This window comes from Halopseudomonas salina (assembly GCF_008641105.1).
Window position 1 is genome coordinate 340219 of record NZ_VTTI01000005.1, and the last position, 15743, is coordinate 355961.

A 15743-nucleotide genomic window follows, 5' to 3' on the forward strand; every position below is an offset into this window, starting at 1 on the left:
AGTAGACTAAAAACCCCGGCCTTCATGCCGGGGTTTTTTTATGGTGAATATGAAAAAATTAATAATTTCTCGATCTTTAATTTTACTTGCGGCACTTATGCTGCTTGGTCTTGCATATTATCCAGGTACAACCGGCGCCTTATATTATGATGACTATTCGAATCTCAGTGGATTAACCACCCTCGCCTCTTCCGGAGACATTCAGTCATTCGTGTTTGGTGGACATTCAGGGCCTTTAGGAAGGCCATTGGCGCTTCTAAGTTTTGTGCCGTTCGCTGATGGTTGGCCCAGAAACACACAAGCAGTTTTGTTGTTCAACGTACTCATACATCTGTTGAATTTTCTATTGCTGGTTTACATAGGTCATCGGCTAGTAAAGTTGTCGGAAGCTAAAGTTGTAGGGAGTTCTTTTAGGGTATCTGTCGCAGCTGCTTTTATGTGGGCCATATTGCCAATATTAGCGTCTACGAGTTTAATTGCGATTCAACGTATGACTGGTTTAGCGACCTTGTTTGGTCTTTTTGGCGTGAGTTTGTTTTTGCACGGATATAAGTTTTACCAAAATAGCCCAAATAAAGCGATGTTAATACAGGTTGGAGGCGTAGGGGCATTTAGTGTTCTCTCGGTGTTCAGCAAAGAAATTGGTCTAATATTCCCCGTTTATGCGCTAGTAATCGAGTTATTATTCGCTCGCAAGGTGCCAGAAGCTCAAGCTTTTCAAAATATTAGGCGTTTGACATTACTCCTCCCATTATTAGTGATTTTATATCAGATTTCGCCATTGAGTATTAATTGGTTTGAATATAGCGAACACCGAGGGTACACACCCTGGGACAGACTGCTGACCGAAACTTATATCCTTTGGCAATATCTTTTTTCAGCTTTTTTCCCTCAATCCCCAACGTCATATGGGCCGTTTCACGATTATTTTGGGGTTCTTGGTTTTGAACTGAAAACTATACTCGCAATGTGTGGTTGGGCAGTTATTTCGATTTTAGCTTTTAAAATGAGAAAGCGAAGTGTTTGGCTTTTGTTTGCTTTGGCGTGGTACTTGACAGGGCACCTGATTGAGTCCACCACCGTGCTGCTGGAGCTATATTATGAGCATCGAAATTATACTGCTCTATATGGTGCTGTATTGTCCCTGACTGTAACAGTTTTCATGGTCCGTGGCCGAGTCGGTAGAATTGTTAGATATTCTTATGCTATTTACTGCTGCTTGTTACTTGTAATATTATATGGTCTTACAAATTTATGGGGGCAGCCCGCAAAGGCTGCTGATGTTTGGAATCAAAAGCATCCCGGTTCAGTTAGAGCCGCTTTGCATTCTGTATTTATTGAAATGGAAGGCCTACCCAACGGCCAAGCCAAAAATTTGTATGATGCTAACCAAGACTTTATTGTTAAAGAGAAGCATGCAATCTCATTAAGAATAATGGATAAGACTTTCAAGGCATGTCCAGACTGCATAAATATTAGAATACAAGCATTGTTATTTGCCTGTGTGGTTGAAACGTCAGATCAAATCCTTGAACGGTTCAAATCACTTCTAGAACTTGTACCCTCAGGAAATTTAGATCAAAGTGTAATAAATTTGTTATTTGATCTGCATGAATTTATCGCCTCTCAATCATGCGGTGATTTGGACTACGGCCACCTTTCAGGACTGCTGGATGCTATGATTGAGAATAAGGCAGCTCAGGTACCTGAATACAATACAAAGCTATTTTTCTTGTATGCAATGACTGAGGAAGGTAGGGGTGATATATCAAATGCTCTTACCAAGCTTGATATCGCTGAGCAGGCCGGGCCTCAGGTTGCTCCAGTTTTGCAATATCAGGTTTACCTGCACCTTAAAGACGGAGACAAGAAATCTGCTTACGATGCAGTTAGACGCAGAGAAAAGTTATTAGCTAAACCAGATACGAATAGTAAACTAGCGTCGATGATTCAAGAACTTAAGTCAGAGATTGAAAGCAATGATGAAACTCTCAGAAGAAGTAGTAAAATTGAAAATATCGGTGGTAATACCGGCCAAGAATGAGGCCGCAACCATAGGCACTGTAGTGGAAACTGTAAGGGCACTTGCGCTTGATTTGGAAGTTATCGTGGTTGATGATGGGTCAGACGACGATACAGGAATAATCAGCTCTGTTGCTGGGGCAATAGTTATTAAGCACCCCTATTCTAAAGGGAATGGGGCGGCGATCAAGACCGGTGCGCGACATGCTAAAGGTGATGTTCTGGTATTTATGGATGGGGATGGCCAGCACGATGCTGATTCTATTGTGAAGCTTGTTGATCGCCTGCTTTCGGGGCACGATCTTGTCGTAGGGTCGCGCCAACGAGGATCTCAGGCCAATGTGTGGCGTGGGACTGCTAACCGATTTTATAACTGGCTTGCAACATACATGTCCGGGCATAAAGTGAGTGATTTAACTTCAGGGTTTAGAGCGGTACGTGCAGAAAAATTTCGGGAGTTTATTTATTTATTGCCCAACGGATTTTCTTATCCAACCACCAGCACTATGGCATTTTTTAGGGCTGGTTATTCGGTAGCATATGAGCCTATCCATGTCGCAAAACGGGTTGGTACTAGCCACATCAGGCCTTTAAAGGATGGCACTAGATTTGTTTTAATTATATTCAAAATTGGAACGCTTTATTCTCCCTTGAAAATATTCGCCCCAATTTCACTTCTTATTTTCATGTTAGGTATGGGATGGTACGGTTATACCCTTTCTGCATTTGATAAGTTTACTAATATGAGTGCTTTATTGTTTACCTCTAGCGCAATGATTTTCTTGATGGGGCTAATATCCGAACAGATAACAATGCTCATGTATAAGAGAAGTGAATGAGAAATATAGAAGGTAGTGCTTGGTTGGTCGGGCTTGGAGAGAGCGCCCGGATAAAGCTTGTGTGGAGTAGTTTTTTCTTGGCGGCTATTATTGCTCTCGTGCTGGCAGCTATTTATCTCCTAAAAACAAAATCAAAACTTCCTTTAGATTTAAACTTTTCACCTGTAGCGACCATGTTGGTAATGGCTTTGATGTTGTCAGTATATTTCCTGTCAGCGTTTCTTTGGCAGCGATATCTTCGAATTTACAATATATTTAGAAGCTTTCAAGACATACTAATTGATACCGGTTTTTTGGTAATAGGTAAATATTTCCCAGGAAAAATAGTTGGGATTCTGGGAAGAGGTATTGTATCAAAACAAGGGGTCAAGCTCAGTCGTATAAATTCCATCGTTTCAGTTGGGGAGCAAATTTCCTCCTTGTGTATTGGAGTCCTAACGGCTGGCTGGGTGATTGCGCTAGTTTATATTTCGGGCCTGGTGTCTCTCTCAGTCGTAACTGTATGTTACTTTTTTCTGTTATGTATATCCATCCGATTTTCGACTTCTGTTACGTCAATGGTTCTAGGAAAAGGTTTGTCGGTAACAACAGTATCGATCTATAGTTCCTTCACGCTTGGTATAGGATATGCTTCAACATGGCTCTTTACCGGAATCTCAATAATACCTCTGTTTGGAGAGGGTTGGTTGGCTGGTAGTACTGGCCTTCTGCTTGCCGCTTTTTTAATTTCAGTGATAGCTGGCTGGCTTGCTTTTCTTGCACCAGCAGGTATCGGCGTGCGAGAAGCCATATTTACAAGTTTGGCAGGTTCAATTGTTCCTTGGGAGCATGCATTGTCATGGGTGCTTATGCATCGGCTGATTTGCTGTGTCATTGATGTAATGTTTGGCGTCACATGCGTGGTATTAACAACATTTCGCTATGGTAAAAAATGAAAAAATTTATCAGCGCACCTGCTCCCCGTTTTATTATGCGTTTCTTTGAAATTGATCGCCTGCTCCGTCGGTACGTTTTGTCTTACAAAAGAGCGATTAGGGTCGCAGAAATAGGTCCGGGGCTTGGTGATGTTGCTGCTTGGTTTAACAGTTTTGTTGCTTGTGAATCGGTAGTGCTGGTCGAGTCATCTATAGATGCTAGGGATCTTTTGGTTCAACGGTTTAATGAAGCTAATAATGTAAAGATAGTCGATAGTTTTGACTCTGTAGGGAAGGAGTTCGACCTGATTATGGCTTTTGAAGTCTTGGAGCATATTGAAGATGACCAGAATTTTTTGAGTAATATACACAGCTATATGACTGCTGGTGGGTTGTTTATTGGCTCGGTACCGGCTTACATGAATAAATGGCAAGCGGTCGATGTTTGGGCAGGTCATGTTCGCAGATATGAGCGCTCTGAGTTGAAAGAAAAGTTGGAGGTGGCAGGTTTCTCAGTTATTACTATTGATATATACGGATTTCCTGTAACTAATGCCCTTTACTGTTTGCGAGAGCTGTATTATAAGAAAGCCGCTGTTCTAAGTAGAGATGCAGCCACCGCTCAAAGCGGTATATCTCGAAGTGGACTGCGATTCTTTAATAAAAGCATAGTTTTCTTGTTGCTTTGGTTTTTTAAAAATATACAGAGGGCCCCAATGGTTCGCGACTTTGGCGACGGTTTTATCTTTCTCGCTAAAAAAAATGTTTAAAAATTCATATTGAATAATGCTGTTGTTAACTTGGCTCGAATCACATCGATAGATAAATGAGTGAAATACATTTTTCTGCCTTCGATTCCAATTTTCTCTAAACGGTCCCTGTTGTCCCAACACCAGGTGATATTCTCCGCTAGTGATTTGGGGTCGTTTTGTTTGGTTATCAAACAATTTTCTTTATGCTTGAAATTCTTTACCTCGTTTGTTTCTCCAATAATGGTTGTTCGGGCAAGGGCTAGGCATTGTGATGTTTTTCCGGTAATAACGCGATGCGCTTGCTTGGTGCCACCGAAAGGCCCGCCCAAACAGACGTCTGCCATGGGTATATAGAAATCAATCAGTTGGTCGAAAGGAACGCTTTCTATATATTTGTAGCTCAACGTTGGCGTTCTTTTTGCAAAAGCTTTTTTTAGTGTCTTCTCATACTCCAACTTACCACCAATGAAGATGAAATGTAACGGAATGTCGGGGATAAAAGCGATAGCGTCAACGATAGTGCTAACGCCGTGGAGGGGTAAAAAAGATCCATAAAATAGTATGGTTAAAGATGATTCTACCGGTGTCCGGGTTAGGTGGTCTATTTCTATGGCGCCCACAGGTACTGTCACTATTTTTTTTTCGCTGATAGAAAAGGTTTCTGAGTAATATTTTGAATGTGAGTCAGTGTCAGTGATTATTAGGTCTGCGCTCTTTAAAATCGTTGATTCCACTATTTTAATAATATTAGAAATAATTAACCCTGCTTTTCCAAGTTTACGTTCTTCTACCAATGATGCATATGGAGACATTAGTGCGTCAATAACAATGGGCCTATTTCCTGCAATCAATTTTAATAGCCAATAGAGCTCGTGCCCCCTGAAGCCTAATATATATATATCCGGTCGTCCTCTGAATGCTTGAATAATAAGCTTCAAAGTTGTTTCTAGGTATCGAAAAGTATTTGTACTAGAGTTTGTCGCGACGGTGAGGTGGATTTTTTCTTCTCGTTCTAAGGCCTGGATAATGCTCAATGTTCTTATATATTTTGGAGCCTTGTACGCAAGTGCGTAACAGACCTTTAGTTGAGGAGTTGGCTCAAGATTCGACTGCGTTTTCAATGCTCGTACGCCTTATGTTATGCGGAAACAATTTGTGGATGAATTGGAAGGCGCCCTCGCGTATCGATTAATAGCTTGGGAAAGATTGTTAGATTACCGTAGTTGAATGCGTCATGGTCGGTGGCCAGTACGAGGCAATCATAGGCAGCTATCGCAGCGGGTGTTAGGTCGACCGATTTCAGGTCAAAACTATAATCCCGCTTCTGCGGAAAAATAGGCACATGCGGATCCGAATACTCCACTAGCGCCCCCTTATCCTGCAACAGCGCCATGATTTCCACCGCGGGTGACTCTCTTGTGTCATCAATATTCTTCTTGTAGGCCAAGCCCAATACCAGAATCCTGCTGCCCTTGACCGGCTTGCCGTGATCATTCAGCGCGTCTGCTACCTTCTGTACTACCCAGTGCGGCATGTAATGATTTATCTCACCAGCCAGCTCTATGAAACGCGTATTGATCCCGTATTCCTTGGCTTTCCATGTCAGGTAGAAGGGATCTATGGGTATGCAGTGGCCGCCAAGGCCGGGACCCGGAGTGTAGGGAACGAAACCAAAAGGTTTGGTGGCGGCTGCCTTGATGACTTCGTGGATATTGATGCCCATTTTGTCGGCGACGATCTTCATTTCATTCACCAGGCCGATATTGACGGCCCGGTGAATGTTTTCCAGGAGCTTGGTCATTTCAGCGACTTTAGGCGTGCTTACGGGCACCATGGTTTTTATCGCTAAACTGTAAAGCGATACTCCGAGGTCAAGGCAGCGCTGTGTGGTCCCGCCTATCACTTTAGGAATGTCTGCGGTCTGGTATTGGGCGTTGCCTGGGTCTTCTCGCTCTGGTGAGTACACCAGTGCACAGTTTTCTCCGGGTATGAAGCCCTTGGCGCGTAATCTCGGTTCCAGCAATTCTTCGGTGGTGCCGGGCCAGGTCGTACTTTCCAGACTGAGTATCTGACCCTCACGGAAGTAGGGGAGAATGCTGTCTACCGTGTCCGTTACATAGCTCAGGTCGGGTTGGTGATGACTGTCTAGTGGCGTTGGGACGCAGATGATCTGAATATCAACGTCAGTGGTGAGAGCGAAGTCGTTGGTAGCGATGAACCCTGCCGCCTGGGCTGTTGCAATCTGTTCTGACGTTATGCGCTCGATGTAGCTGTGCCCGCCGTTCAGGGTTTCCACTTTGTGCACGTCTATGTCGAAGCCGGTGACCCTGATGCCCACTTGCGCAAACCGCAGCGCTAACGGCAAGCCCACGTATCCCAGGCCGTAGATGCCCACATGACAGATCCGCTCGCTGATTCGCTTTTCAAGGGTTTCGAGCGATGTATTAGCGGGATAGGTCATGGTGCTGGCATTGTCTGTTTGTTGCTGCGGCATGGGTTGGTTCCTTGACCGTGACGATGATGCTGGTAAGTGATCATTGCAAAGAGGCTGAACAGGAGCAAGGTTTCTTCTGGTCCTTTTGGTCGAGCGCTGTGTGGATGCTCTTGAAGGCCTGCGCTTGGAAAAATAGAGCTATTACTCTATCCTCGATTTCCCAATAAAAATAATGAGGTATCTGCTATGTCGTCTTCCTTATCCCCGTCTGCCGTTGCTTTACTGGGCCTTGCGGCCTGGATGCTGATTTTGTTGTTTGTGATGGTCAATCAACGCGGGCTCTTGGTGTTGTCGGGCAAGATGAAAGTCAACGCATTTGCTCCAGACGGCAGTAATACGCCGGAGGGCTTTGGTCGTCGCCTGGTTCGCGCGCATGCCAATTGTGTCGAGAATCTGCCGTTGCTTTTTGCGGTACTACTCTATGCGTTGGCTACAGGTAATAGCGCTGTAACGGATGGCCTTGCGCTGTTGCTTTTAGCTGCGCGGATTTTTCAATCGGTTATGCATCTGATCAGTACGGCTCAGATTTTTGTCTGGTTGCGTTTTGCCGGTTTTCTAGTGCAGTTGTTGATTGTCGCGTGGTGGTTGCTGCGGTTGTCCGGGTTGGCTGGTTAGGTCTAGCGCTGAAGATCAGGGACAGGGCAAGGCGGATAGCCATGCCCAACCGTGTTCAATCAGTTAGACCCCGTTGATACAGACCTCGGCTGGCGGGCGCTATGTAAATTCTGTTTAAAGTCGGGTTCTGTTTGACAAGGATCAAACGCAAGTGGGTTTGGTGCGAGTAGCGTCTTACCGGACACAGGTCGCTCACAAGGTTTCCCATGGCGCGTATATCGGTTTTTTTCTGGGGTTTGATTGCACTGGTCACGGGCATCTGGTTTATGTCGGACACCCTGTGGGTCAGCCCGTTTGCGTACTTTCCGTTTCGCAAGGTATTCGTGCAGTACTCCGGAATCCTGGCGGTGTTCATGATGTCTGCGGCCCTGGTGCTGGCATTACGGTTGCGATTGCTGGAACGTTGGCTCGGTGGCCTTGACAAGGTTTACCGCGTGCATAAATGGCTGGGCATTGGCGCCCTGGTATTGGCTACTTTGCACTGGTGGTGGGCGCAGGGTAGCAAGTGGATGGTGGGCTGGGGCTGGCTGGAAAAGCCGGCCCGCAGAGGCGCCGGACAAGAGCTCGCCGGCATCGAAACCTGGTTACGCAGCCAGCGCGGGCTGGCAGAAACCTTGGGGGAGTGGGCGTTCTATATTGTCGCGCTATTGATTGTGCTGGCTCTGGTAAAGGCTTTTCCGTACCACCTGTTTCGCAAGACCCACAAGCTGCTGGCGGTGGCGTTCCTGCCTCTGGCCTGGCATAGCTTTATTCTGATGAATTTCGATTATTGGGCCGACCCTATCGGATGGCTGACGTTCCTTGTTGTGGTGGCGGGTAGCGTAGCGGCAGTGTTGCTGCTGTTAGGCTGGCCGTCGAGGGCGCGACAGGTGTCGGGCGAAGTGGTCTCGGTGCACCATTATCCCGGTCTGCGGGTGTTCGAATGCCTGGTCAGGGTGGAGGATGGCTGGCAGGGTCACCAGCCGGGTCAGTTTGCCTTTGTTACTTCCGACCCCCGGGACGGTCCGCACCCCTATACCATTGCCTCAGACTGGGATCCGCAGACCCGTTTCCTGAAGTTTGTTGTGAAGGAGCTGGGTGATCACACCCGGCTGGCCAGCGCGAAGGTGTGCCAGGGTATGCCGGTAACGGTGGAAGGACCTTATGGTGCTTTCAACTTTGAAGATGACAGCCTTACCCAGATATGGGTGGGCGGCGGGATTGGTATTACTCCCTTTATTGCCCGCATGAATTACCTGGCCAGGCATCCGGATCACCGCACCGTATACCTGTTCCATACCACAGAGGATGTCAACGAAGAGGCGCTCGATAAGCTGCGCGCCGATGCCGAGGCTGCAGGTGTCAATCTGATCATTCGGCGTAGCAAAGCAGAGGGCAGGCTGACAGCGCAGGATATCCGTGATGCTGTGCCCGATTGGCAGCAGGCCAGCCTGTGGTTCTGCGGCCCGGTGAAGTTCGCCAGTGCGGTGTTCGGTCAGTTTCGCAAATGGGGCGTACCGGCCAGGCGCATGCACCGGGAGTTTTTTGATATGCGTTAATGGTGTTGGTTGGGCCAGATTTCGAATCAATGGAGATCAATGGGGGGCAGAGTCATCGATCCCTGGGTATCAGTCAGAGCGTATTTGGTCGTTGCCCGGGATCCTGCGTGCGTGGGTAAGGACGAGCCAAGCCCAAGTGATCTGGGCTAAGAGCTCCACGAAAAGCCGGCAAGTATTAACCACGACACGGCAATGAGCAGCGCAAGAATCGCGCCCAGAAAGGCAGCCCTCAGCTTTGTACCCGCTTCAGGGAAGGTCACACTGCCAGTAGAGCTCTGCGAGAGAAAAGCTCATGGGCGACAATGCGAGTGCGAAGATATGGTTCATCCATGATTTCACTTGTTCATACTCCTGGGTAACGGTAATTCGCTTTTGATAAAAACTAGATTGCCTATTGATCGCTGTCAGTGAGAGGGATGGGGCTCTGAAGGGCGCAGCGGAAGGTGTACTCCGAAATGCTGTCCCATTCTTCATTGAGTGCACTGGGGAGCGACTCTGGCATGCCAATACGTGAAAAGCTGAAATCCATGTTACGGACAATCCTTTCGGCGCCCTCGTCGGGCCCTTTTGGATCAGTTATCTCCGGATTTTCCCGATACCATGTTTCCGAGAACCAGTCGTTGACCCATTCCATACCGTTGTCGGCCATATCGTAAATGCCTAACGGATTGGGGGGCAACCGGCTTCCCACTGGGACGTACTCTCCGGTGTCGTGGACTCGCTCGGATAGCTCGGGATGAGCGCTTAGTGGTTGTCCGTCATGGGTAGAGTAGATCCAATTCTTACTGCCTCGGTTGCGTCCAACAAACTCCCATTGGGCCGAGGTGGGTAAATCCAGTGGCAGGTCGGTCAGGCTGCCTAGCCACTGACAATAGTTCTTGGCGTCCTGCCAAGTGACTCGAGCAGGCTTTTCGACAAATAGGCGGCTAGCCGGATCTTGCTCAAAAGGATTTCTTTCCCACGTCTTGGACAGGCCCCGCTCGATCAATGGCAGGTCATTCGCTAGCAGATAGGTATCAAAATCATGCCATGTGGTCTTGTATTTACTCAATGAATAGCTGGACAGAGTTACTTTATGAGGCTGGTCTTCTTCAATTGTTGGCGGGAAATAGGGTCGCCATACGCCATCTTCTCCGACGGCGCCGAAGTCGCCCATGATAAAAGTGCCGCCTTCGATGAAGGCCAGGTTGTCTCGGGTTCTTTCGGTTAGCAGGGTGACGAGCTTAGGCAGATCATAAGTTGCGTTAGGAGGCTGACTGTTCTGACAACCATTGAGAAGTGTGCTGCAGCTAATCAATATCGTTACGAGAGATAGGTTACGCATAGTAGGTTCCCGTCAGTTGGACATGTTTGGCTAGTTGCACTGGTTGGTTGGGGACCGCCCGCTTTCCCCGTAGTTCGCTCTCGATACGGTCTATCTGCAGGCTGGGAAACAGGCGCATTAGATTGCGTAAGCGAGTGCGGTTGTGGGCGAAGCTGCCCTTTGTGCCTGCCGGATTGATGCGGGTGACGGTTTCCTCGTAGTCACGCCAGCTCTGGCTAACTTCAAGGAGAGATAAAACGGCTCTTTCACGGCGGTTATAACCCATCGTATAAGTGTCCCAAAAGCTCGGGCCGTAGTCGAAACAGAAAATGTCCAGAAGACGACCCTTTACTTCAGGAGGTGCGTACCTGACCCAGCTTTCACCCCCCCTGGCGAGGTCGGAAATGACGTTGTTGGCCGTTGTTATGGCCAACTGTTCTCTTTCAAGGGCGCTTCTGTGATCAGATCTGATTCTATTGATATCGTCGCCGATTCGTTCGGCAATTCTTGTACCCAAGCGCACCGTTACGGCAGCATGAGTTGCGCCAGCAAGGATTCCAAGAAAAGCAAAGTTGATCAACTGACCAAACGCATCAGAATCAATATCCTCAACCTTATGAAAATCCACGGTGAGTAGGCTGTTGTAGACGCACTTGACCATAGCCAGGAATGTACCCGCATCTACTTCGGCACCTAATTCTCCAGAGGCGCCAGCGCCTGCTACCAGACCGGCCTGCACGTTAAAGTAGAATTTGTGCGTCCGGGCGCTCCACTTGAGTTTCAACTTGGCTTCACCACCCAGGCCAAGAGCAGCGCCAGCTCCCACTCCGAGGGTGCACAAAGCTGTCCATGCGGCTGGCTCAGCAAGCGTGTCCTGCCATTCCACGCTGCCTTCCAGCTTGCCGTCGGCGCGGACGCCGGCGAAGGCGCTGGCTTCTGCGGATGCAGGACCGTCGTTGCTTTGGCTGCTGCTTGAGCCCCCGGTGCCGCGCAACTGCGGGAGGCCATTTTTCATGTCGACATGCACGTTGGCGCTAAGCAGGGCGCTGGCGCCGGCAAAGCCGGTTAGTTCGGCCTTGATCAGAGCGCGAAACTTACCCAATGATGCTTCCTGCAAACTGTTGAATTCATCTCTATAGCGAATTATCCACTCACTGTCCTCCTCGGCTGGCCAGGAGCTTTCAGCATGAGCTTTCGCTTCTATGAGGTTGGCGCTGACGCTGGCCTTGGCTGCGACGTGGGCATTCATCTTCTTTGCGTCGAAGCCGGCGTTCAGGCTGGCGCCCATGGCATAGCGCATGGCCTGTGCTTGGGTGCCGATGACGATGGGCGGCATGCCGTCGACAGGTGTCCAGCGCGTTGGATCACTTTGCCATTCGAGCAGACACCAGTCGGTAAAACTACTGTGAAGGGTCAGCTTGGCTTTTAGCGTAGGGCTGCGCATATCCTTGGCTATTGAGTCGATCAGCTTCTGACCGTCTACTCTTCCGCTGGCAGGGTCATACCAGCCTTTGGTGCTCGCTCTGTCCTGAGACTCGATGCTGTAGCTGCGGTGGCGCCGCCAACCTGAATCCTTCCGTACATAGGCATAGTGCCGATTGCCCATCAGTCGCCTTATTTCGGTGAGCTGCATGGGCTCGGTTGGCTTGGCGCTGTCGATTACCCGCTCTTGCTGGAGGCGCTCGATAAAGCTGTCCTTGAAACCGGCGATGCTTTCCTCAGTGCCTTCCATTTCAGAGTGAAACTGCTGGATAAGCTGCTCCAGAACGGCCTCCTCTTGCTGAATTTCCCGTTGGTGCTCTGCGGTCAAGGGGATGAAAACGGCTTCATCTGCCTGGTGCAGCAGGTCCACATAGTCGTCTGCGCACTCACTGCAATCGGTGATCTGCCCAACCTCACGGGTTTGCCGGGCGTCGTCTGTGTCAGGCAGTCGGAGGCGCTGTTGCGGATAGATACTGTTGGCATCTTCTATCTCGGGGTTCAAGCGCATCAGTGTGGCGATAGTGGTGCCGTTGGCCCGCGCGATCAGACTGAGGTTGTCCCCGGATTTGACGATATATTCCATGGCTAGACGTCCTTGTTCAGACCAAAGAGCTGTTGTTCGGAGAATGCCAGGCGCTGATCGGCCGTATGGGTTTGATCGCCGAGGTACTCAGCCCAATAGGGACTGCTTAGCTCCTGGGGAAAGCGCCAGGCCAACTCGAGGTAATGGAGCGTCTGATGCTCAAGCCTGAAGCCATAGTCATGGGCTTTTTTGATCAGGGCGGCGATGTGCTCGCGTTGGTTCAAGTAACCCGCATGACCCTGATTGCAGCCCAGGTGATGCGTGGCCTTGTCGATAAATCGTTCATGTTCATCGGTTTGCCATTGAGAAAGTTGTTCCTCGCGAAGTAGGTACCAACCCTCCTCGTTGAGACCCCGAGGCTTGCCGTTGGCCGTACTGACGTATGCTTTCCACGCGCTGCCATCGTGAAGAAGCCATTGAGATATGGGGCCAGACCATGACTCGAATTCTTCAGGACGCATGGTGCTGAACAGTCTGTCGGCCCAGGTAGGGGCGTAGAAACGGCAATAGGCCAGTTGCCGGGAAGGTAGCAGTACGCTGATCAGGCTACGCAGATGATCGGCAATGGTGTCCTTGCCGGCTGCCGAGCGCAGCACTAGACCATAGTCTTGCCAGGTTTCAGGCTTGGCCAGCAATTGCCCTCCCGCACTGGGCTTGACCAGCCAGGGACTGGCTTCAATGACCTTGGCATGTCTGGTGCCGCGAAACAGCGGTACGATTGTGGGGTGGTCATCATGGGTATATGCGGTGAATGGTACGTCCATGTTCAAACCATCCAGCAACAGGTAGCAATCGTCGGAATAATCAGGAGCTGATGCCTGCCGTACATTCATGCGCTCAGACATGGACAAGCCTCCAATGGGCAGTGGCCATCCGGTTGGCGGTGACACTGGCTGGAGAGGAGCAGGTTATCTCTGGCCGCTGACTTGAGCCGGGACAGATCATTTGGCTGTGCATTCAGCGTCAATTGCCCTGCGACAGCCCGATCGGCAGCGCCAGGTATAGTAGGTAGTTGAATGCTTACGCCCGATCCCCGCCCGGCACTTCCCCCCGCATTAATCTTGACCGCCGGCCCGATCAGCGTCACCCCACTGGGATCAAGCTTCAGAAACGAGCCGCCACCTTTGGCGGTGAGTTCCATACCCGCATCAATCACAACCTTGTCGCCGGCGTAATAGTGAATTTCGTTACCTGCCTGGATGAACTGGCCGGTGCCGAGCTTGATGTGTTGGCTGGTGCCGACTGTCAGATGATCGTTGGCCTTGATCTCGGTTTTGCGATCGCTGTGGGTGGTGTGGTGCTCTTCGGCCATGAACTCGGTGTAGCTGTTGGCCTCCACACGATCGTGGCGTTCGTTGCCGACGCGGATCTTCTTGTCGTTCTCAATGTTTTCATCCCAGTCGCGCTGGGCGTGGATGTAGATCTGCTCCTGATCTTTCCTGTCTTCGATTCGCAGCTCGTTGTAGCCGCCACCACCCGGGGAACTGAGGGTCTTGAACACGCTGCGGGTTTTGTTGGCGGGTAGTTCATACGGGACTGGGTGGGTCTTGTGGTAGAGGCAGCCGGTGACCAGTGGCTGGTCCGGGTCGCCTTCGAGGAAGGTGATCAGTACTTCCATCCCTACTCTCGGGATGGCGATGCCGCCGTATTGATTGCCTGCCCAGCTGGACGAAACTCTAAGCCAGCAGCTCGTGCGCTCGTCGCCCTGGCCTTCGCGATCCCAGTGGAATTGCACCTTGATGCGACCGTACCTGTCGCAGTGGATCTCTTCGCCTACTGGGCCGGTAACCACGGCGGTCTGGGTGCCGAGCACTTTGGGTTTGGGGTGGTCGAGTTGCGGGCGGTAATGAATATCCCAAGGGGCAGCGGTGAATTGGTTGCGGTAGCCCTGAGTAAAACCGTCTGACTCCTTGGTATCACTGGTGACGGACTCTTCCAGTACCTGGGGCTGCTTGCCCTCGTGCCGAATGCTGAGGACTAGCCACAGGTCGTTCCATTCGGTGCGTGGATGCTCTGACAGGGTCAGGAAATGGCCGGTGACCAATGTGGGGACATCGCTTTTGCCCTCGGCGAGGCGGTAGTCGCTGCGGTGGCGTTCCAGGCTGCGTTTGGCTAGCTGTTTGCCGCGGGCGCGTTCGGTAAAGCGGCCGGGGTAGTCGTAGTCTTCCAGGTCGGGCAGGGGGGTGGGTGGCTGTTCGCTTTCGGCTGGCTGCTGTGCTTTGTGTGCGGCTTCCATCACCAGGTGAGGCTTTTCAAAGTCGTAATCGCGGCGGGTCACTCTGGTGGGGCGGGTTTCGAAGCGCATGGCGAAGCGTTTGATCACCGGCTCGTCGGCAACAAGGCCACTGTCTTGTATGTAAGCGGTGGGGCGATCCAGCTTGGGAAAGCCGGTCTGATCATCACCGAACACCAACAGGTGGTTATCGGTGCTGTGTTCAAAGTGGTAATGGATGCCTTCTTCTTCACACAGACGCTGGATGAAATGCAGATCGGTTTCGTCGTATTGGGTGCAGTAGACCCGCTGGGGGTATTCGCTGTTGAGCTGGAAGCGGAATGTATCTGCCTGGATGCCATGGTCGTTCAATACCCGGGCGATGATCTGCGGCACGGTGAGATGCTGAAAGATGCGCTGGTTGGTACGGTGGCCGAGGTAATACAAATGTGGCACCAGGTCGATGTGGTAACGGGTCAGGCGCTTGCCGGCGTCGCCCTGGGCAACGCGGTGGATCAGGCCATGGATGCCTTTACCCTCGCCGGCGAATCTGAAGAAAACCGGCTGCTGCAGCAGTGCTTCAATATTCAGATCAGGGCGTTCGCTAACCAGTTCCAGCTGGAAGCGGTAGGGCTGGCTGATGGCTTCGGTGCCGGTGAATGACAGCACTTTGAAGTCGTGGGCGATGCCTGAGATTTCCAGCGTAAAAGCGGCCATGTTGGCAGGGGCGAACATCCATTGTTCCTTGTGCTTGGGCTGTGGAGCGGCAGCATTATTGCAGATCGAGAAAATGAAAAACGTGAGGTGGTCGGCAAAACGGGCAGCGGTTGGAGGTTTCGCCAGACGTTGGTTGGAGGTGCGGGATAGAGCTGGCAAAGTGCGCAAGAATTGGCGCAGTTGGTTGTGGCCGGGAAGGTTGTTGAGCCGGTCACATAGGTAACACCACAAACCGGCCACATAGGTAACACCTATGTTGGCCGTATTACTCG

The 15743-nt window shown here is 50.4% G+C and carries 12 protein-coding genes; 6 read left to right on the plus strand and 6 right to left on the minus strand.

The window, feature by feature from the left end; genetic code table 11:
* Window positions 1–49: 49 nt before the first annotated feature.
* Genes FZF01_RS10855 through FZF01_RS10870 form a run of 4 tightly spaced genes read left to right on the plus strand, consistent with a single transcriptional unit; the run spans window position 50 to window position 4545 of the window.
* Complete coding sequence (locus FZF01_RS10855) at window positions 50–2044, plus strand: hypothetical protein (RefSeq protein ID WP_190325447.1); 1995 nt, start codon at window positions 50–52, stop codon at window positions 2042–2044.
* Complete coding sequence (locus tag FZF01_RS10860) at window positions 1980–2861, plus strand: glycosyltransferase family 2 protein (protein WP_223825475.1); 882 nt, start codon at window positions 1980–1982, stop codon at window positions 2859–2861. The genes FZF01_RS10855 and FZF01_RS10860 overlap by 65 nt, the downstream gene beginning before the upstream one ends.
* Window positions 2858–3796 carry a hypothetical protein gene (locus FZF01_RS10865; protein ID WP_150278178.1) on the plus strand — a complete coding sequence of 313 codons (939 nt, stop codon included), beginning with the start codon at window positions 2858–2860 and terminating at the stop codon, window positions 3794–3796. The genes FZF01_RS10860 and FZF01_RS10865 overlap by 4 nt, the downstream gene beginning before the upstream one ends.
* On the plus strand, window positions 3793–4545 hold the full coding sequence (locus tag FZF01_RS10870) for a class I SAM-dependent methyltransferase (RefSeq protein WP_150278179.1): 753 nt from the start codon (window positions 3793–3795) through the stop codon (window positions 4543–4545). Before FZF01_RS10865 ends, FZF01_RS10870 begins: the two co-directional genes overlap by 4 nt.
* Here FZF01_RS10870 and FZF01_RS10875 read toward each other — a convergent pair.
* Together FZF01_RS10875 and FZF01_RS10880 are read right to left on the minus strand one after the other, a co-directional pair.
* On the minus strand, window positions 4542–5648 hold the full coding sequence (locus tag FZF01_RS10875; RefSeq protein ID WP_150278180.1) for a glycosyltransferase family protein: 1107 nt from the start codon (window positions 5646–5648) through the stop codon (window positions 4542–4544). The two genes, FZF01_RS10870 and FZF01_RS10875, sit on opposite strands and share 4 nt — an antisense overlap.
* Before the next feature lie 17 nt (window positions 5649–5665).
* A complete protein-coding gene (locus FZF01_RS10880; RefSeq protein WP_223825476.1) occupies window positions 5666–7021 on the minus strand; it encodes a nucleotide sugar dehydrogenase in 1356 nt (451 codons plus the stop codon).
* A 186-nt stretch (window positions 7022–7207) separates the two neighbouring features.
* On the opposite strand from FZF01_RS10880, the gene FZF01_RS10885 reads away from it, so the two are divergent.
* Together FZF01_RS10885 and FZF01_RS10890 are read left to right on the plus strand one after the other, a co-directional pair.
* Window positions 7208–7636 (plus strand): MAPEG family protein, encoded by a 429-nt coding sequence (locus FZF01_RS10885; protein ID WP_150278181.1) that lies wholly within the window; start codon window positions 7208–7210, stop codon window positions 7634–7636.
* Window positions 7637–7842: 206 nt separating this feature from the next.
* Window positions 7843–9174, plus strand: coding sequence for a ferredoxin reductase family protein (locus tag FZF01_RS10890; protein ID WP_150278182.1), 1332 nt, complete (start codon window positions 7843–7845; stop codon window positions 9172–9174).
* 391 nt (window positions 9175–9565) lie between these two features.
* Here the strand turns inward: FZF01_RS10890 and FZF01_RS10895 are convergent, their stop codons facing one another.
* Genes FZF01_RS10895 through FZF01_RS10910 form a run of 4 tightly spaced genes read right to left on the minus strand, consistent with a single transcriptional unit; the run spans window position 9566 to window position 15489 of the window.
* Entirely contained in the window at window positions 9566–10498 is a 933-nt protein-coding gene (locus FZF01_RS10895; protein WP_150278183.1) for a formylglycine-generating enzyme family protein, read from the minus strand.
* Entirely contained in the window at window positions 10491–12542 is a 2052-nt protein-coding gene (locus FZF01_RS10900; RefSeq protein WP_150278184.1) for a LysM peptidoglycan-binding domain-containing protein, read from the minus strand. Before FZF01_RS10900 ends, FZF01_RS10895 begins: the two co-directional genes overlap by 8 nt.
* Window positions 12543–12544: 2 nt before the next feature.
* A complete protein-coding gene (locus FZF01_RS10905; RefSeq protein WP_150278185.1) occupies window positions 12545–13387 on the minus strand; it encodes a DUF4123 domain-containing protein in 843 nt (280 codons plus the stop codon).
* Entirely contained in the window at window positions 13372–15489 is a 2118-nt protein-coding gene (locus FZF01_RS10910) for a type VI secretion system Vgr family protein (protein ID WP_150278186.1), read from the minus strand. The genes FZF01_RS10905 and FZF01_RS10910 overlap by 16 nt, the downstream gene beginning before the upstream one ends.
* Window positions 15490–15743 lie beyond the last annotated feature (254 nt).